This is a genomic window from Vibrio sp. Vb1166 (assembly GCF_033338695.1).
In the GTDB taxonomy this organism is placed as follows: Bacteria; Pseudomonadota; Gammaproteobacteria; order Enterobacterales; family Vibrionaceae; genus Vibrio; species Vibrio alginolyticus.
The window spans coordinates 75,512-92,519 of record NZ_JAWOTE010000013.1; the positions used below are offsets into that span (position 1 = coordinate 75,512).

15 protein-coding genes are annotated in these 17,008 nt (G+C 43.1%); 6 read left to right on the forward strand and 9 right to left on the reverse strand.

Annotation, left to right across the window (positions count from 1 at the left end):
• Nucleotides 1-264: 264 nt before the first annotated feature.
• Together R7E51_RS14515 and yegD are read left to right on the forward strand one after the other, a co-directional pair.
• Nucleotides 265-888 (forward strand): hypothetical protein, encoded by a 624-nt coding sequence (locus R7E51_RS14515; protein ID WP_086047331.1) that lies wholly within the window; start codon nt 265-267, stop codon nt 886-888.
• A 121-nt stretch (nt 889-1,009) separates the two neighbouring features.
• On the forward strand, nt 1,010-2,362 hold the full coding sequence (yegD, locus tag R7E51_RS14520; protein ID WP_005375838.1) for a molecular chaperone: 1,353 nt from the start codon (nt 1,010-1,012) through the stop codon (nt 2,360-2,362).
• 340 nt (nt 2,363-2,702) lie between these two features.
• Here the strand turns inward: yegD and R7E51_RS14525 are convergent, their stop codons facing one another.
• Both R7E51_RS14525 and R7E51_RS14530 read right to left on the reverse strand, forming a co-directional pair.
• Complete coding sequence (locus R7E51_RS14525; protein ID WP_005375841.1) at nt 2,703-3,176, reverse strand: copper chaperone PCu(A)C; 474 nt, start codon at nt 3,174-3,176, stop codon at nt 2,703-2,705.
• A gap of 93 nt (nt 3,177-3,269) precedes the next feature.
• Complete coding sequence (locus R7E51_RS14530) at nt 3,270-3,731, reverse strand: hypothetical protein (protein ID WP_005388493.1); 462 nt, start codon at nt 3,729-3,731, stop codon at nt 3,270-3,272.
• A gap of 439 nt (nt 3,732-4,170) precedes the next feature.
• On the opposite strand from R7E51_RS14530, the gene R7E51_RS14535 reads away from it, so the two are divergent.
• Nucleotides 4,171-5,220, forward strand: a complete 1,050-nt coding sequence (locus R7E51_RS14535; RefSeq protein ID WP_017821230.1) for a hypothetical protein — start codon at nt 4,171-4,173, stop codon at nt 5,218-5,220.
• A 96-nt stretch (nt 5,221-5,316) separates the two neighbouring features.
• Here R7E51_RS14535 and R7E51_RS14540 read toward each other — a convergent pair whose 3' ends face one another.
• Together R7E51_RS14540 and R7E51_RS14545 are read right to left on the reverse strand one after the other, a co-directional pair.
• Nucleotides 5,317-5,613 (reverse strand): hypothetical protein, encoded by a 297-nt coding sequence (locus tag R7E51_RS14540; protein WP_206957566.1) that lies wholly within the window; start codon nt 5,611-5,613, stop codon nt 5,317-5,319.
• Between the two features lie 149 nt (nt 5,614-5,762).
• On the reverse strand, nt 5,763-6,962 hold the full coding sequence (locus R7E51_RS14545; RefSeq protein WP_206957565.1) for a DUF5666 domain-containing protein: 1,200 nt from the start codon (nt 6,960-6,962) through the stop codon (nt 5,763-5,765).
• A gap of 89 nt (nt 6,963-7,051) precedes the next feature.
• Between R7E51_RS14545 and R7E51_RS14550 the strand changes: the two genes are divergently transcribed.
• The 3 genes from R7E51_RS14550 to R7E51_RS14560 all read left to right on the forward strand — a co-directional run bounded on the left by R7E51_RS14550 (nt 7,052) and on the right by R7E51_RS14560 (nt 10,000).
• Complete coding sequence (locus R7E51_RS14550) at nt 7,052-7,720, forward strand: response regulator transcription factor (RefSeq protein ID WP_053303698.1); 669 nt, start codon at nt 7,052-7,054, stop codon at nt 7,718-7,720.
• On the forward strand, nt 7,692-8,933 hold the full coding sequence (locus R7E51_RS14555; RefSeq protein WP_206957564.1) for a sensor histidine kinase: 1,242 nt from the start codon (nt 7,692-7,694) through the stop codon (nt 8,931-8,933). Before R7E51_RS14550 ends, R7E51_RS14555 begins: the two co-directional genes overlap by 29 nt.
• Nucleotides 8,934-9,070: 137 nt before the next feature.
• Nucleotides 9,071-10,000 (forward strand): SRPBCC family protein, encoded by a 930-nt coding sequence (locus R7E51_RS14560; RefSeq protein WP_151515497.1) that lies wholly within the window; start codon nt 9,071-9,073, stop codon nt 9,998-10,000.
• A 146-nt stretch (nt 10,001-10,146) separates the two neighbouring features.
• Here R7E51_RS14560 and R7E51_RS14565 read toward each other — a convergent pair whose 3' ends face one another.
• The 5 genes from R7E51_RS14565 to R7E51_RS14585 all read right to left on the reverse strand — a co-directional run bounded on the left by R7E51_RS14565 (nt 10,147) and on the right by R7E51_RS14585 (nt 16,772).
• Complete coding sequence (locus R7E51_RS14565; protein ID WP_033906991.1) at nt 10,147-10,602, reverse strand: hypothetical protein; 456 nt, start codon at nt 10,600-10,602, stop codon at nt 10,147-10,149.
• A gap of 12 nt (nt 10,603-10,614) precedes the next feature.
• On the reverse strand, nt 10,615-12,393 hold the full coding sequence (locus tag R7E51_RS14570; protein ID WP_206957563.1) for a S8 family peptidase: 1,779 nt from the start codon (nt 12,391-12,393) through the stop codon (nt 10,615-10,617).
• A 248-nt stretch (nt 12,394-12,641) separates the two neighbouring features.
• Nucleotides 12,642-12,983: a hypothetical protein gene (locus tag R7E51_RS14575; protein WP_025767691.1), complete on the reverse strand. Its 342-nt coding sequence runs from the start codon at nt 12,981-12,983 to the stop codon at nt 12,642-12,644.
• A 10-nt stretch (nt 12,984-12,993) separates the two neighbouring features.
• Nucleotides 12,994-14,907 carry a tetratricopeptide repeat-containing diguanylate cyclase gene (locus R7E51_RS14580; protein ID WP_206957562.1) on the reverse strand — a complete coding sequence of 638 codons (1,914 nt, stop codon included), beginning with the start codon at nt 14,905-14,907 and terminating at the stop codon, nt 12,994-12,996.
• A 608-nt stretch (nt 14,908-15,515) separates the two neighbouring features.
• Nucleotides 15,516-16,772 carry an aromatic amino acid transport family protein gene (locus tag R7E51_RS14585; RefSeq protein WP_017820237.1) on the reverse strand — a complete coding sequence of 419 codons (1,257 nt, stop codon included), beginning with the start codon at nt 16,770-16,772 and terminating at the stop codon, nt 15,516-15,518.
• Nucleotides 16,773-17,008 lie beyond the last annotated feature (236 nt).

A 17,008-nucleotide genomic window follows, 5' to 3' on the forward strand; every position in this document is an offset into this window, starting at 1 on the left:
CTGCTTAACGCCTCATCTTCATTGATGGGTGCGGAATCCCTCTCTTACGCTTTGCTGTAGTTATTTTTGTGCTAAACCTAAAAGTAGGCTTTCGAACTTCACGCACAAAGCGTGAAAATGTTGCTGTTTAGCATGCCATTAAATGAATTTTGGTGGTAATAAAATAATAAGTCTTTGATAAATCAAATAGGTATAGCAGGGAAGTGCAGTTTACGACCCCAACGCCATTGGCAGTGGCGCCGATAATTTATGAGGGGGAAGGGTATGTTTTCAATACTCTTGGTTATACTTGCACTCTATATATTTTGGCTGTTGTTTCGCAACGGGCCTGCGTTTGCCGGGCGTACCGCTCAAAAAAAACGTGACTGGGTTGGGCCTACCGCCAACAAAGAAGAATGGCGAGGATTTTGTAGGGATGTATTTCAGCCGTTCAGTTCTCAAACGACTTTCTACGCTATTGCTTATTTTGCCAATTACGTAGCAGCAGCGAACGCAATATCTTGGTCAACGATATACGAAGGCGATTATCCGGTCATCATAAGCCGATTTGGTAGCTACTTCATTTTAAGTACGCATGATGCACTGGTCGTAGCTGGGTTTATTGCGCTTGCTTTCTTTATCATTAATTGGCAACTTGCCATGCGCTGCTCTGGTATTCTTAGCCAGTATCTAGTGCGGATTCTTATTATTAATCAAAAGCGCTTTGTCGCGATTAGCTTGGTGTTTTGCAGCTACTTTTCGTACCTACTGACGCTTGGTATATTCTGGCTGTTCCATGATGGGTATTCAATCTGGCATGGATTAATGCTTAGCCCTGTGTTCCTGCTGTTAGCTTTACTGGTAGCGGTTGTTGTGCCATCTGCAAAAAGAGAAAGTAGTGTACCTTAGATAGATTTTCCACGTTAAATTACACTTGATTTTGGGATAGTAATTCTTATGCCATTAAGTTAGCATTGCCAGCTTTTTAACGCTCAAAAGGCCACTAATCAGTGGGACAGTGGGAGAAACAATGTTTATCGGCTTTGACTATGGTACTGCAAACTGTTCAGTGGCTAAAATGGAATCGGGTGATCCAGTACTGCTTAATCTGGAAGGAAACAGCCCTTTTATTCCTTCCACCCTTGCTGCACCGACTCGTGAATCGGTATCCGAGCATTTATTTCGCCATCGAGATATTAAACCATTAGATCAAGTTGGTGAGCAGGTTTTACGCCGGGCAATCAATTTAAACCGAGAAGAAAGTATTGACTTAGAATCCGACGACATCGCGTTTGGTCAGGCTGCACTTAATCTCTATTTGGAAGATCCTCGCGATATCTATTATGTGAAATCGCCGAAGTCTTTTCTTGGTGCATCTGGCTTGCGTGATGTGCAATTGGCTTTCTTCGAAGACCTTGTCTGCGCGATGATGGACAATATTAAGTCTCAAGCCGAAAACGATGCGCAGCAAAGTATTACCGATGCTGTGATCGGCAGACCAATTAACTTTCATGGGCGTGGCGGTGAAACGGCTAACATTCAGGCTGAACGCATTTTGTTGCGGGCAGCGAAACGTGCGGGCTTCCAAAATGTGGAGTTTCAGTTTGAGCCTGTCGCGGCGGGCCTAGAGTATGAAGCGACACTCAGCGAAGATAAAATCATTCTAGTAGTCGATATTGGCGGTGGTACAACGGACTGTTCGTTGATCCAAATGGGACCGTCTTGGCGCGGCAAAGCAGATAGGACCGCAAGCTTGTTAGCTCACAGTGGCCAGCGTGTCGGCGGGAATGATCTTGATATCGCGCTAGCATTTAAGCAGCTCATGTTCCCTTTTGGCATGGGAAGTAAAATGGAGTCAGGCATTGTGATGCCGACTACCCAATTCTGGAACCCGATAGCAATCAATAATGTAGAAGCGCAGAGTGACTTCTATTCGCGAGAGAACCTATCAGCGTTAAAGTTGCTTCAAAAGCAGGCTCAAGAGCCAGAAAAACTTGCTCGTTTGCTAGAGGTGTATCATGAGTCTTTAGGCTACAACATTGTTCGCCGTGCCGAAGAGGCAAAAGTGGCACTTTCAGAACAAGCTTCTTACCGAACTGGCATCAACTTACTATCAGAAACGATTGAAGTTGATGTACAACGTGACGAAATGATCGAAGCGATCCAGTCGCCAAAGAATAAAATGACGGCGTTGGTGACAGAAGCGGTAGAGCAAGCTGGAGTTAAACCCGATGCTATCTTTATGACTGGAGGTTCGGCACGCTCGCCAATCTTGCGCGATGCGGTGCAAACCGTACTGCCAAGTATTCCGGTTGTCAGTGGAAACTATTTTGGCTCAGTAACTGCCGGCTTAGCTCGTTGGGCTGAGGTTTGTTTCAAGTAGAAAGAAAGCCGATTAACAGTGGGTCTTTGTTGCCAAACTTATGATTTCATTTAGGCTTGCCAAGTGATGGTTGGAGAACTTTGTCGAGAGGTTGAGTTTTAAGCGGGTAGGGAACCTTTTTAGGATCTTAAGTCTTTCAAGGTCATTCTGAATAGTGAGGGACGAGCGTGATTTAGAATCTCTTGCCCGAGCACGCTGTTATGATATGTGACCCCGTTTCGCCGAGCGTTATTCATCACCATTATTCTGAAGAGTCGAGTTAGGATCTACCGGAATAATGATTTTGACTAAGCTGAGATAAAAATGCCCGCTAAATCAGCGGGCACTTTTGTTTACGTCATTAATGGTGCATGTGTTTTTCCATGTGACCTTGTTTTTCAACCGCCATTTCTACTTCCACTTTACCCGCGTTTTTGAATGTTAACGTCATAGGGAAGCGGTCGCCTTCTTTAAGAGTTTGTGTTGGGTTAAAAATCATTAAATGGAAGCTGCCTGGCTTAAACAACACTGAGTCATTGGCTGGAACGCGCACTTCGTCAATCTTAATCATTTTCATCACACCATCTTCTTTCTTATGCGTGTGAATTTCGACATGCCCTGCGATTGGGCTTTCTGCTGCGATCAATGCATCTTCACTGTCACCGTGGTTGGTTAATTGAAAAAAACCACCGATAACAGGTGCGTTTGGTGGCGCTTCGCGGCTCCATGGATGGTCGATATGAATTTTTCCTGCTTCATAATCGTGCGCTAAACTCAGTGGGCTAGCGATGACAGCAATAAGCGCGATAGCGGCGGTTTTTAATGATTTAAGCATGTGTTTTTCCTTTTGAATTAATAGCTTCTCTGAATGGACAACAAACAGAGTCATCGTTATTTTTGAATAAAGTTGTCAATGATTAGATGCCTGTTAGGCAGGAAAAACACTCGGCGGAGAGTGCTTAGGCGCGATGTGTTTGTAAACGAGCTTATCGCATTTTGAAAAGTGATAAGTCGTCAGTGCATACTTTACTCGGCGCAGCCAATGGATGGTTGTCAGGTAAAGCCCAATCGCAACTAAAAGAAAGAATTGAACAGCTTGAAGAAGCGGGCATTCAAACTGGAAGCCGTCGTGTAAGTTAAGATCTTGGATGAGCTTAGAAGAAGATTGAGCGTTAGCCTCAATCAACGTATTGATATCCACCCATTTGAAACCATCTGCGGTACACAGTAAAACCTTTTCACTTTGGACTTTGTTGAGCCAAGTTGTGCTGTGAACTTGTGTAGGGTTAAGAGCGGCTGTGGACGCTAAATACAACTGAAACAACACCGCGATAATAACCGCAATAGCGTGCAAGCGATGGTGTTTGTGCTGTATTAGAGTGTTTTCCATACAATTGAGTGCTTATCTTCTTCGGCGCGGGATACTAACAAATTAACCAAACAATGTAATTATCAGTTTACTAAAAGGTGATGCAAGTGTGCATTATTTGTTTTATTGCCTATTTTTAACGCTTTAATGTTTTGATTCGGCTGACATTCACAACCTCCAATTCAACTTGTCAGTCTTGCCTAGTCGCTTTTGAAGATACCGAATTAATCTCTCTTATATGCCACTGAAGCTTCGGTTAGTGGGTGTCGTGGTGGTGTTTTTACGTGCTAGATTTGGCTGATATCGATTCAAAATGCACACCGAATCTTCACTTGTTTTCCATTAACGGAATTATGACAGTAATTTAATAAAGGATACGGTATTCTGCGCTCCTTTGTACATGCCAGAAACGTCCGTCCTACTTAGTCGGAGGGGCGATTAATCTTAAGAAATTTCTCAAATGAAATACGAACAACAGATTGGATATCGATACCCTAAAGGTCGATTTGCCATGGTGAGTGTATATGCATTCACCGGTGCTGCGATTTTAGCATCGACTATTTTTTCTCTATTGCTGTTTTTGTCGATCGACGAAAACCCGATGATGCAAACCTTATTTGGTGGTTTAGCGATCATTTTTGAAGCGGGTAAATTTTACGCTTGGTATGAATACGGTGAGCGCCGAGCCCATCGCAACTACACAGGAGCCGCAACCGCTCTCGTGTTTTATTTAGTCTTAGCTGCGATTTCCATTGGCGGTAGTATTGGTGGGATTAATAGTGCAACCAATAGTGCACAAAGTCATATTTCGGTAGAGCAGGCGAAAGTGGAAGCGTTTAATCGTCAGATTGCGGCAATCGATAAGCAGATTGAGCTCAACAATATGGCAGCGCAGAAATACATCGAGATGGAGCGTATCGCGACTGGTGTAACTCGCATTCAGGATCAAAACAAAGCCTTACGTGAAGAGCAGCAACGCTTGGCTATGGAGCGTGATAGTTTACCGCCGGTTACGCAAGGCTCAGTGATTGGTTTGATTGATAGCCTAGCCAACGCATTTGGTACCACCTCTCAGCAAGCTCAGCTTGGCTTGGTTGTATTTCTTTCGATTCTTTTGGACTTCTTTGCTGCATTTTTTGTTGGCTTGATTGGTGAAGAGCAACGGTTCCGATATTTCTATCGCAGAAATGAGGGCATGATATTGAAAACAGTTCGCGATATAGACCCAGCGCCTGCGGGTTATCTTCCTCATATAAAAGAGGAAGAAGAGCAAGAAATACCAGCTGCGCCGGAGCCAGAAGAACCAAAGGAACCGAAAACCTTGTTAGAGCAAGTTAGCGATGCACTTAAAACGCATCAAATTACGTGCACCAAAAAAGCCGTTGCTAAACAGTTTAGGCTGTCTGCGGAAGAGGTAGACAAGGTATTTGAAGAATTGGCAGAGCTCGGTTTAGTGGGGAAAAAAGCCAACCACCATTATCATTGGATAGGTGAAGCAGAGACCGCATAATTGGTTATCTATTAAAGTTCGGAAAGAGCGTCAATCGGCGCTCTTTTTTTTGGGAGGGGGGAGTTTCGCTATTAAAGTTAACTACAAGAAAGCGTATCAATCTTTATTGAGCTTTTTGGTTACGTCTTTCACCGTTTTCTTCTCTTTTTCCTGTGTCATTGCATCAACAGCTTTACCCGCCATCCCTTCATCTGGCAATTTGTCTTTTCCTGCATCAACTGCGGTATCTTTCAGTGCCTCTTTAGGCGTACAGCGCCCCCCAACACCAACCACGGCTTTTGTCGCAGCGGCTTTAGCTGCCTTTTCTGCATCGCAGTCAGGATCCATCACGCTAGCTAAGCTCGTGGCTGAACCAAAAAACAAGATTAACAAAATGAGGTTGCGTTTTTTCATAGTTGTCACCAATGTTGTGAAACATAGGTAAAGTGTAACGGAGAGAAAAGGTTTTGGCTGAGAATTTGTTGGTTTGAGCTTGGGAAGCAAAGTAAGGTAAAAAGAAAAAGTGCCATCGAAGTGACACTTTTTCTTAAGCGTAGAAGGGATTAGTTGTCGTAAACGTCTAACTCCACTTCACGGGCAATATTTTGGTCGTTAATGATCACACCTTCGACTTCGACACGAGCACCATTTAGGTTAAGTTCTTCGATGCCTTGGAAGCGTGTTTGTGCATCAATCACAACGGTCGTGTTGTTTAGCAATTGATCTGCGTCGTTTTCGCAACGCTCGATTTCAAATGTTCTTGCTTCAGCATCGTAGTTTGATACGTATCCTTCACATTCAAATTCTTTACCTTGCCATTGGTTGTTATCGTCAAAGTCTGGTTGCTCAAACTCAATAACGGTAGCGATGCGTTTGCCATTTTTCATGACAGACGTTACTTCCACTTCTTGGCCTTGTTTTAGGTTCGCTTTGCTGCCGTCTTCAAATCGTGTTGCGTTATCGATGAAGAATGCTCCTCGGTAGTTTAGAGAGAACTCACTATAATCCTTGGCAACCCAAGTCACGATACCTTCCACATCGCTGTCATTGCTTATGACGTCGTAGCCTTCAACTTCTACCTCATTTGCCATGAAGATGCCGTTTTGCATTTCACCTTCTACTTCCACCCATTGGCCGATGCTAAGTTGGCTAATGTTGTTATATGCCACCGTTACTTTTCCACCTAACTTAAATGTTCCAGCATTTTCATCGATACTGGTAATACGGCCTTCCAGTTCGTAGTCGTTATCAAGTACTGGGTAATCGTTATCTACGTCGAGTTCGACCACAGACAACACTCGATAACCCGCATCAGCAGTTGGCAATGATGACACCATTACCCAGTCGTTGACTTCTATATCATCACTTAAATCGTCAAACTGCAGCTCTACGCCGTTTACCGTAAATGTTTTCTTCACATGATCAATCGCTGTGACACGTCCTGTAATGGTTGGTTCAAGTGTGACTCGGACGCCATTGTCCGAAGCTTGCTGAATATCTGACCCCACGCGAACCACCATTTTTGGTTTTACATCGGCCAATTGCACTTGTGTGTCGTCATAAACCACCTCAGACACACGATACGTATGTCCATTGACGGTTAACGTGCTTTCTTCAGCGTTGACCGCTTCAACAGAGCCAATCGCTACACTTGGTTTCACTGCTGGTTGAGTTGATGTGCTATCGCTATTGCTGCCACCACCTGAACCACCACAACCAGACAATGCCAAACCTACTACAGAAATAAGAGCGAGTTTTTTCATTGTATTAACCTCAATTTACGAGCGAGTTTAGGAAATTGCCTGTATCTTATTGGGCATATCGTGAAGAGATCGTGAAGAAATGTGATTTTATGAAAATTTTAATTGTAGATGACAACCATAACGTCTCGGAGACGATTGCAGACTATCTTGAGCTAGAAGGCATGATTATCGATTGTGCGTTTCATGGAGAGGCTGCGATTAAGTTAATCGAGGAAAATCATTACGATGTAATCATCATGGATATCATGATGCCGAAGCTCGATGGCATCAGTACGGTACAGAAGCTTCGACAAGATAAGTTATGTGGAACGCCAATTCTCTTCCTAACGGCAAAAGATACGCTAGATGACAAAATCGCGGCTTTTAAAGCGGGGGGAGATGATTATTTAATGAAGCCATTTGCGATGGAAGAGCTCAGTTTGCGTGTTCATGCTTTGGCTAATCGTGGTCCAAGACAAGATATCGGAGCGCTCAAATTTGCAGATATTTGTTTAGATGCGCGTACAGGAAAAGTAACGAGAAAAGACAAAGAAATTAAGCTGAGTCGAATTCAAACTAAAATTTTAAAATTGCTCCTCCAACGTGCTCCAGCAGCGGTCTCGCGCACAGAAGTGATCGATAGTGTGTGGGGAGACGAACCACCCGGAAGTGATGCACTTCGTAGCCATATTTACGGTTTAAGAACCGCGCTAGACAAAGGTTTTGAAGAATCACGATTAGAGACTATTCATGGACAAGGTTACCGACTTAAAGCATAACGAATATCCAAGCATTTATCGCAAGATCCGTTGGGGTTTTGGGGTCATGACGTTTGTGATGTTTACTCTTTTTTGGTCGCTGATTTATGTGGCAGAAAACAAACTGGAAGTGCTGAGTTTACATCACTGGCTCGATACTGAAGCTGCGCTTTATAGTGAGAATTTCGAGAAACAGGGCTGGGATGCGCCATTGCCAAACGTATTGGAGTTCAACTCATATTGGAGTGAAGCTCCGACACCGGATTGGTTGCTCTCTTTTACTTCACCTGGTTTTTACGAATACCTGCTTGGTGAAGAAGATAAACACTTTGTTGTATTGAACCATCCCTCAGGGAAGGGGCTTATGTACATTGTATTTCAAGATGACTCAGATGATTACTTGGACGAATACGAAAGCTCGCTGCATCAGTTTACGCTGCTGCTCGGTGGTTTGTTTTCATTTGTCATGGTTGGGTATGGCATTTACATGGTGCGAATATTGTCTCGGCCATTAGCGCAAATTGAAGACAAAATTAGCCAAATGTCACCGGATCAACCCGCTTTCCAAGTTGAAACTAAGTTCAGCGAAACACGCCAGATAGAGCAGACTTTGCTGGATAATAAGAACGATATCGCGGGCTACTTCAAACGAGAACAAGAATTTAGCCGTTTTGCATCGCATGAGTTGAGAACGCCAATCATGGTGATTAAAGGCTCAACAGACATTCTGACGCGTATTCCTGATCAACCTCGAGTTGCGCAAAAAGCCATCACGAGGATGCAGTCAGCTTGTGACGAGATGCGTGTACTGACAGAAGCGTTTCTCTTACTTGGTAAAGAGAAAATAGAGCCTCAGCATTACGGAGAGCATCAGCTTCTCACTTGTTTACAAAAACAGTTGGAAGAGCTAGCGCCTTTATTTGCCAAGCAAGATTCGAACTACGCTTTGCACGAACAACATAGTGGTGTCGTGAATGCACCGGAGAGTTTTGTGACCATTGTTATCAACAATCTGATTAAAAACGCCTTTAGCTATAGTGTGGGAGATATTGAAATTGAGTTGAAAGGTCATGCGCTTAAGATCCTAAACCGTCACGATGGCAACGAGACGTACAACGCTGGTTATGGTTGTGGGCTTGTTATCGTACAACGAATATGTGAACGGATGGGGTGGGCGTTAGTACTGGAAGATGATGGTGTTCGATTTAGTGCAAAAGTGGAGTTCTGCTCTTAGCTTTGCGCGTATTGATTCAAGTGAGAATTAACGCTCTGGATTTTTCTTGTCGTACGCATCTAACCCGCAGTCAAACAAGAAAAAACTGGAATTTGGATTAGACTGAAGTTAGTGAAGCGGAAACTCGAGGAACCGTTATGCTCTCTTATCAGGTCAGCCGAAGTATTGAAATTAATAAGAATCAAAGTGAAATTATTGGCTATCTCAAGAACTTCAATAACTGGCCTAGCTGGTCACCATGGGTCATTCTTGAACCAAGCTGCGAGCTGACATTCAGTGATAATCAGGGCCACGTTGGAGCTGGTTATCAATGGAATGGTCAGCGTATTGGGACTGGCGCGATTGTACTGGAAAGTACTCAAGAGCATCGATTAGATATGGAGCTACATTTCTTTCGCCCAATCAAGAGCCATGGAAAGGTGACTCTAATCGTGACGCCGTCACAAAATGGCTGTTTAGTCGAATGGCAAATGCAATCTCGCGTCCCTTGGTATCTGTTCTTTCTGAAAAGTATGTTTAAGTCGATGATAGAGATGGATTATCAACGTGGGTTACGCATGCTTAAAAGTAAGCTTGAAACCGGAAGAGTGCATTCAGACTTAGCCGAAATTGGTAACCGAACGTTGCCTCAAATTCATTACATTGGGATCAAGGGTGTGGCTAGCTTGCAGGAATTAGGTTCGGTAATTGAGAAGCATGTTCAGCAACTAGAACAGTTAATTAGTGACGAAACCCTATCCGTGAATGGTGAATTGTTTTGTTATTACGAGTCGATGGATATGCAGAAAGGTACATTCGAGTTTATCACTTGCTTTCCTCTTCATAACTCAGTACCAGCGCCTCAAGGGGCGGTTACCGGTACCATTCCTGAGAGTGAAACATTTGTCGTTGAACACCGAGGTGAATATCAGTTTTTGGGAAATGCATGGGCGTTAGCGATGAACTTGGTTCGTCAGAGTGGTATGAAAGTCAAAACCAGTCCTTTAGGAATCGAACGCTATCTGAATAGCCCGAAGGAAACCACGGAAGAAGAGCTAAGAACGGAAATTATTTTGTTTAAGAAATGACAGGCGCAGGCGAGTAGGGTGTTTAGGTATCATACTAGTTATGCGAAATGTTACTAAAGAATAATAGCGTATCTGTTCCTACCCATAAAAATGCCTCAGCAATCGCTGAGGCATGGTTTTACAGGCCAACTTCTCTTGTTAGAGAATTATTGTGCACGGTATTTACCGCTGTTTAGTTCAATTTTAGACGCTTTTACCCGGGTGTCTGCGTTTAGGTAGTCGCTAATACTTAGCAGATCTTGATCTTGAGATGCTTTTAACACCGCTGATTCCCCCTCTGCGAAGATAACTTCTAATTTTAACTCTTTGGCGACTGCTTTCGCTTCGTTAGGATTGTTTACGGTGATATAAACCAGTCCAGTGGCTTTGGATACGTTACTAAACGCATTCTTAAACACCTCATCACCCGCTTGAAGTTTTACGTCTTCAGATAGGGTTCTAACAGTGCCAGTTTGCACTTTTCGATAATCTTGGCCATTAATCTCAACCGCTTCTGATGGCACAAACAGTTCTGGTGCAGGTTGTTGAGAGAGCTGTTGCTCAGCGTATACACTCGACGTCATGATAACGAGAGCCAGCATAGAAAATGATTTGTATTTCATGTTATTGACTCCTTAGTGTCCAAATATGCGCATCGACCAGTTCTTAATAACACCGGGCTGAGCGTTGTTTGCCATCGGAACGTCATAGATGGTGGAAGAGTTGAAATATGCAATGTAAGAATAGACTTCATCGCTGTTCGTATCTATTGCTCGCAACGTCCATTCGCCTTTTGCATCTTCGCCATAAAATTGGTTAGACAACATTAATTGATCTTTGTAGCCTGTAATCGTTGGATCAAGAGATTGGCCAACAAGACCATTGCGCGGTGTTTGCAAAACGGAACGAGTCCCTGATGGCGAAATGAGCTCAATAGCTAAGTCGGGCAGACGAGCGTGGTCCAATGTCAATGTCACTTGAACGGATTCTACTGTCAGCTCATCGGCAATGGCGATACTTGAAGAACCACCAACTAGACTTGCATCGGGTACACTTACTTCTGTAGCGTTGTTAACCCATGGCGTAATGACTTGAGCTGGTAAAACACGATTCGTCATGCGAGCACGTTGCATCGTTTCATCTAAATCTACAGCGCCGAAGCCATAAAAAGTATGGAAATCTACGCCTGCTGCGTTTTTCTGCCAAGGGGCAATTGCCTCGTAGCTAACCTGTTCACCTTTATGGTTAGTAAATTCAAGCTGTACGCCTGGATGCGCTTTATCCGTTACTTTTGCTGTCTCCGCTAGTAAAGCACGTACATCACGAGCAGAAAGTGCGTGGTTGGTTGACATGATTGCCGCGATGGCACCCGATGTGTTTGGCGCAGCCGATGAGGTTCCGTTCATCGTACTGGTATAGTTACAGTTCGGATCGAGCTCCGTTCCGCCGTGTAACCCATTAATGCCAAGGCCTTCACTGGTATTTTGCCCTTCTTCACAACCCATTAAATCAGTGGTGACCATAGCCGGGAAATCTTGCCCATATTCACCTGCTGGTGCTGCAACCCACACGTTCGAACCCACCGATGAGTAACTCGCTCGCGTACCATCCGCTCGTAGTGCACTAGTGACTAAATTGAAGTAATTGGCGTTATCATAAGACTGAGCAGAGTTGTGCATCGGTAAGCCTTGATTGTCTCCACCAGCAAAGAAGTTACTTGGCAATACGAAGAATCGCCCTGCATTGAAATAGCGGTAACCATTACCTGCTGACTTTACAAATACAGCACCTCGACCCCAGGCGTTACTGTTGCTGACGTTTTTCATCACGTCCATTTCAAGTTTTAGCTGAGGGTCGCTTTCATCAAAAGTAATCGGGTTTATAGGGCTGAAACCGTAACTTTGGTTAAATACGCGAACATCGCGTGTTGCTGGGTCCATGCCATGGGAGATTAACCAGCCTTCTAATGTCTGGTTGGCTAACCAGTTAAAACCGATGAGGGAAGAGTGAGAAGCGACACCGCGTCCGCCTTCACCGTTGTTGCCGACGGCGCTAATCAAACCGGCTACAGCAGTGCCATGACCATTAGTATCAACCGGATAACTTGATGGGAATGAAGAGTCTTCGACGAAGTTTCTGCTACCTGTAACTATATTACCTGCAAGGTCGGGGTGATCGATCTGCACTCCAGAATCAATAACGGCAACTTTCACACCAACACCTGCAATCCCCATTGCCTGAGTGAGCTTAGTGTTTAAGTCGTTCCCAGCAACAGCAGGATTAGCCGCAAACGCAGTTTGCCCCGTGTTGTCTAAGTGCCATTGTTCAGAATAGAGTGGATCAAACGCCGAGACGGCAGGTGCAATGCCTACTGCCAACATAGCAGCAAATAGGCGATTAATGCGTATTTCCATTTTTGACCTCATGTCTTTGTTTGGAATTTTTTAGTTCCTGTTTCATATTCCGCTAACAGGAACAAACAAAGCTAACGACAAAGAATAAGGACGAAAACCATTTACAACTTGTTTACATTAAAAGTTCGATGGACAACATAAGTCTTTGTTAATTTACTGAAACCATGAGGTTTTTATATGTCGCATCGAGCATGCATGAAAAGTGAAAAGCAGAAAATACGAGTGTACCGTCTGCTTCAAGAGGGGAGTTATTTAGTTGAAGCGGGTTGAATAGTTGCTATTGGTTTCTTAGGTTCGGCTTTTTCTTTAGGCAGCACGTTATCAATCCACTTTTTAATGTACAACTTATCGAATTCTTTATCACACCACTTTTTGTTTAATCCACGTCGATTGAACTCAGCACCAATCGCCACTTTGGTTTGGTTGGTTGCACGGTTGTAGTAGAGAGTTTCACATAGTTGAGTGTTACTCATTTGCTGGGCATATACATTGACACTGCTGCTGCGCATTCCCAGTTGAGATGCTTGCTGATTACTGCACGCCATAAGAAATAGAGGCGCAAAAGTAATAATGATTAGATTTTTTTTCATGTGTGCTTTTTTATGATGTAGGGTGAATGATGAACTGGTTTCTGCCAGCTTGCTTCGCATCATACAAAGCTTGGTCTGCCAAGAAAAACCACTGATCCCATTCTTGTTTAATTATTTGTGCCGACAGTTTGTCCACTGCTCCAAGGGAAATTGTCGCGCTTAATGGTTTAGAGTCAACCACCAATGGCGTGTTTTCAACAGTATATCTCAATCGCTCCAAAAACTTAGCGCAATCTTCAACTCGCTGTACTTCGAATAATAGGACAAACTCTTCTCCACCCCAACGAATGAGTAGGTCACCAGAGCGAGTGGATTCATTAAATAGCGTGGCAATATGAGTCAGCATTTTATCGCCAATATCGTGTCCATATTGATCATTAAAGGTTTTAAAATGATCAACATCTAAAACTGCTAAGGCAAATGTTCTATCTGGGCTTCTACGAGCCATTTTGTCCAACCAAATGTGAAGATAGCGACGGTTATGCAGTTGAGTTAATGGATCGGTAGTATTTTCTTGAGTAAGTGCTTTATTAATACGTCTAACGCGCAGTACGTAACGAAAACCAACGACACCAATTGCCGTAATAGCGATAAAGTAGAACATTTCTCGATAGCGCTGCGAACGCAGTTCAGACGCTTGTAGCGCATTTTTTGTTTCTAGCAATTTGAGTTCTTTCTGGGCTAACTTAGCTTCGAGATCAAACTTAATGTTAATCATCTCTTCACCATGAATATGATGAGAAAACTCAGCCTCTAGCTCTCTTAATTGGGTTAAATAATGAAAAGCAGCTTCATAGTCATTAAGAATTTGATGAGCGTTTACCAGTACCGAAAGCATATCAATACGTTGCCGCAGCTCTAATTCACTGGTTGACTTGGTTTGTTCTAGAACGTTAAGCGCTGTTGTAATAGCTTTATCGTATTGTTTGTTTGCGAGGTAAGCCTCTGCAAATGCCTCGTAACAAGACGTTTTTAGCATTTCTAGATTTTTTGGAGTGGGCAGGTCTACGCAACGCTGTGCGACCATTAATGCATCATCAATTTTTCCTACCGAGCTCAACATTTGTGAAAAGCTGGATAAAGAGTGGTGCTTGACTGTGTCCGACCCCGTTTGCATTGAAAGTCGAATGGCTTCATTGAAATAATATTCCGCTTTTTTGTTATCTCCGAGGCTCGAGTGAACGATGCTAAGGTTTGCGTAGATAACCCCCATAAAAAAGCTATTATCGTATTGATATTCGCTCTCTAGGTAAGTGTCGAGAGCTTGCGTTAGGTAACTTTTGGCCCGAGCCCAATCTGATGCGTCGATGTAGACCGTCCCAATGTTGTTCAGTGTCATCGCGACTTGTATTTCAAATACTGTTTTTTCTAATAACTCATAGGCATTGCGATAATATTTTAGGCCACTGCGTAGTTGATTTCGAGATACTTCTAGATTGCCTAACCAGCGGTAAGCACGGCCTTCTAATGCTAGATAACCAAGATCACGGGCTGTAGAAACAACGTCATGGAGTAACAATTCTGCGTTCCAGTTATCGTCTTGTTCAATCATTGTTACTGCCTTATTGAGCTGTGCTTCAGCGACGACCCATTCCAAATGGTGCTTTTTACCGAATTCGATTAAATCGGGCATATCTTTCGGTAATGGAACGCCTTCGTAACGCTTAAGGTACTTTCGTGCAAAGTAATACAGAGCTAGAGACTCCGCTGATGCATTCTGTGGCGCATTTAACTCATCTTTTTGAATTGATCGCGGCTTACCCATCGAGCGAAAGTAGAGTTTTAACATGGGCTTGCTTTCTGCTGAAATGTGTTCTTCCAGATAAGCTTGCTTTTCGGTACTCGCCAGTACGTTGGTGGGATGCAAGAAAAGTCCAAGTGCAGTACAAAGTGCGCAAGCCAGTGTTTTAATTGAGAAGTGCATGAGCGTATTAATAAAATGTGATCTCTTAACCGAATACCAGTTAAGTCTACCATTTCTTGTTGGTTAAGTGCGGATGGATTCCCAGTGGCAAAGTGTTTTGGGAGTGAGATACGAGAAGTATCTCTATAATATTATGATTTATAAAAAAATCTATTGAAAACTTATGTAATGATTGGAAGATGGCATAGGTAGGGTAACGATGGAAGGTAAGTGAGCATATTCGGTGGACTCAATCTAGTGGTTTAAGCCGCGGATTCATCGCTCGAAATCAGGGTGAAGTGTAAAAAATTACGTTTCTGTCATAAATATTTAATGTTTGTATGGGTTGTTAAAAAACTGGATATTAGACATAGTGTTACTAAGCCAATAAAAAATGGCTTTTATAATAAATAGGAGATTAACTATGCATAATGAAATGATTCAACCTTCGCACTTCGGCATTATCGGCCGTACCTGCATCGCTTCAGTACTTATGATTGCGGGTGTTTTCGCTCTTATTTAAGAGTCAAGGGTAACGATGATTACCTTTTAAAGAGTAAGAAAATTCAGGGAATCACCTTAACCTTGTGTAAGGTATTCCCCTGAAAATCCAAGCTAGTCTTTAGTTATTAGCTGAAGAAGCTAAAAATCAATGCACTTACCGCCACAATGCCTGCTGCTAGAACAAAGTAAGTAGAGACATTTCCTCGATATTGTTTCATCGCCTCGATTTTATACACCGCTAACATTGGCATAATAAATAAGATCATTGCAATAACAGGCCCTGACAATGCTTCCATCATACCAAGAATACTTGGGTTCATGATCGCGGCCGCCCAGATTGAGAAGAACAGTGCTGCCACGCTGATACGATCAACACGCTTCTCAGATAGGTTAAAATGCTTGTTAATTAAACCATTTAAGCTTTCACGCGCACCTAAAAAATGCCCAAGGAAAGATGAAGTGATAGCAACAAACGCTACTAAAGGACCAAGTGTTGCAATAAATGGATTATCGGTTGCGTTCGCTAGGTAAGACAATACGGATACGTTTTGTTCTTTTGCTTGAGCCAATTGTTCAGGTGACAGTGTTAGCACACAGGAAAATACAAAAATAAGAACAAAGGCAATCAGCATGATGCTAGTGCGGCGAAGAATAACTTCGGATTTGGCATCTGCCTGCTTACCGTAATGGCGACGTTGTACATTTGCAAAGCTTGAAATTGCAGCTGCGTGACTAAACGAGAAAATCACTACAGGAACTGCTAACCACATAGTGCTAGCAAAAGCTGACGCTTCTGGCACATCCATGACAGGCATGGTCCAGTTCGGTATTAAGTAAAATGATAGAAAGGCAAGAATGGCAACAAGTGGGAACACCATAATGGCAAAGGCCCGTAGCATTACTTTTTCACCCGCCATCATAATAGCAATTAGTGCAAACACTAGTACGCCAGAAAGCAAAGGTCTAGGTAAAGAAGCCATATCAGCCTGATTTACCATGAAGCTATCTACTGTGTTTGTTATTCCAACCCCATATATCAACAGGATCGGGAAGATCGAAAGAAAATACAGCAGTGAAATAGAACGGCCTGCTTTTGCGCCGAAGTGCTCTTCCACTACATCAGTGAAGTCTGCGTTTTTGATCTTAGAAGATAGTACAAAACGAGCTAAGCCACGGTGCGCAAGATAGGTCATTGGAAAAGCAAGTACTGCCATCGCGACTAAAGGCCAAAAACCTCCAATCCCAAGGTTAATTGGCAGAAACAGGATGCCTGCGCCAACGGCTGTTCCAAATAGGCTAAGAACCCAATGTGTATCATGTTTTGACCAAGCTGTGGTTGTGTTTATTTCACTAGGATTTAAGGCATTTCGAGATTCTTTCACTTTAAAACTCGCTTTTATAAAAATAATAATGCTGAAAATGGTAAAGGTTTTAGTGTTTATTATCACATGCGAAGATTGGTGAATAATGCTGTGGACTTGGGGTGGTTGTAAATTATCCAACTATGAATTTCTCAATAAACCAGAATAAAGTTCTTAATTTTAATGCGTTTAATGGTTGTATGTATTGAAATTTTCATCTTGTGTGGTTTTTGATTTTGCGGTTAAAACTTAATCAC

Bases quoted from the DNA above. Each gene is read 5' to 3' on its own strand.
- R7E51_RS14555 (WP_206957564.1), top strand. From the start codon at position 7,692: ATGGACAAGGTTACCGACTTAAAGCATAACGAATATCCAAGCATTTAT.
- R7E51_RS14565 (WP_033906991.1), bottom strand. From the start codon at position 10,602: ATGAAATACAAATCATTTTCTATGCTGGCTCTCGTTATCATGACGTCG.
- R7E51_RS14545 (WP_206957565.1), bottom strand. From the start codon at position 6,962: ATGAAAAAACTCGCTCTTATTTCTGTAGTAGGTTTGGCATTGTCTGGT.
- R7E51_RS14535 (WP_017821230.1), top strand. From the start codon at position 4,171: ATGAAATACGAACAACAGATTGGATATCGATACCCTAAAGGTCGATTT.
- R7E51_RS14580 (WP_206957562.1), bottom strand. From the start codon at position 14,907: ATGCACTTCTCAATTAAAACACTGGCTTGCGCACTTTGTACTGCACTT.
- R7E51_RS14530 (WP_005388493.1), bottom strand. From the start codon at position 3,731: ATGGAAAACACTCTAATACAGCACAAACACCATCGCTTGCACGCTATT.
- R7E51_RS14560 (WP_151515497.1), top strand. From the start codon at position 9,071: ATGCTCTCTTATCAGGTCAGCCGAAGTATTGAAATTAATAAGAATCAA.
- R7E51_RS14540 (WP_206957566.1), bottom strand. From the start codon at position 5,613: ATGAAAAAACGCAACCTCATTTTGTTAATCTTGTTTTTTGGTTCAGCC.
- R7E51_RS14570 (WP_206957563.1), bottom strand. From the start codon at position 12,393: ATGGAAATACGCATTAATCGCCTATTTGCTGCTATGTTGGCAGTAGGC.
- yegD (WP_005375838.1), top strand. From the start codon at position 1,010: ATGTTTATCGGCTTTGACTATGGTACTGCAAACTGTTCAGTGGCTAAA.
- R7E51_RS14550 (WP_053303698.1), top strand. From the start codon at position 7,052: ATGAAAATTTTAATTGTAGATGACAACCATAACGTCTCGGAGACGATT.
- R7E51_RS14515 (WP_086047331.1), top strand. From the start codon at position 265: ATGTTTTCAATACTCTTGGTTATACTTGCACTCTATATATTTTGGCTG.
- R7E51_RS14525 (WP_005375841.1), bottom strand. From the start codon at position 3,176: ATGCTTAAATCATTAAAAACCGCCGCTATCGCGCTTATTGCTGTCATC.
- R7E51_RS14575 (WP_025767691.1), bottom strand. From the start codon at position 12,983: ATGAAAAAAAATCTAATCATTATTACTTTTGCGCCTCTATTTCTTATG.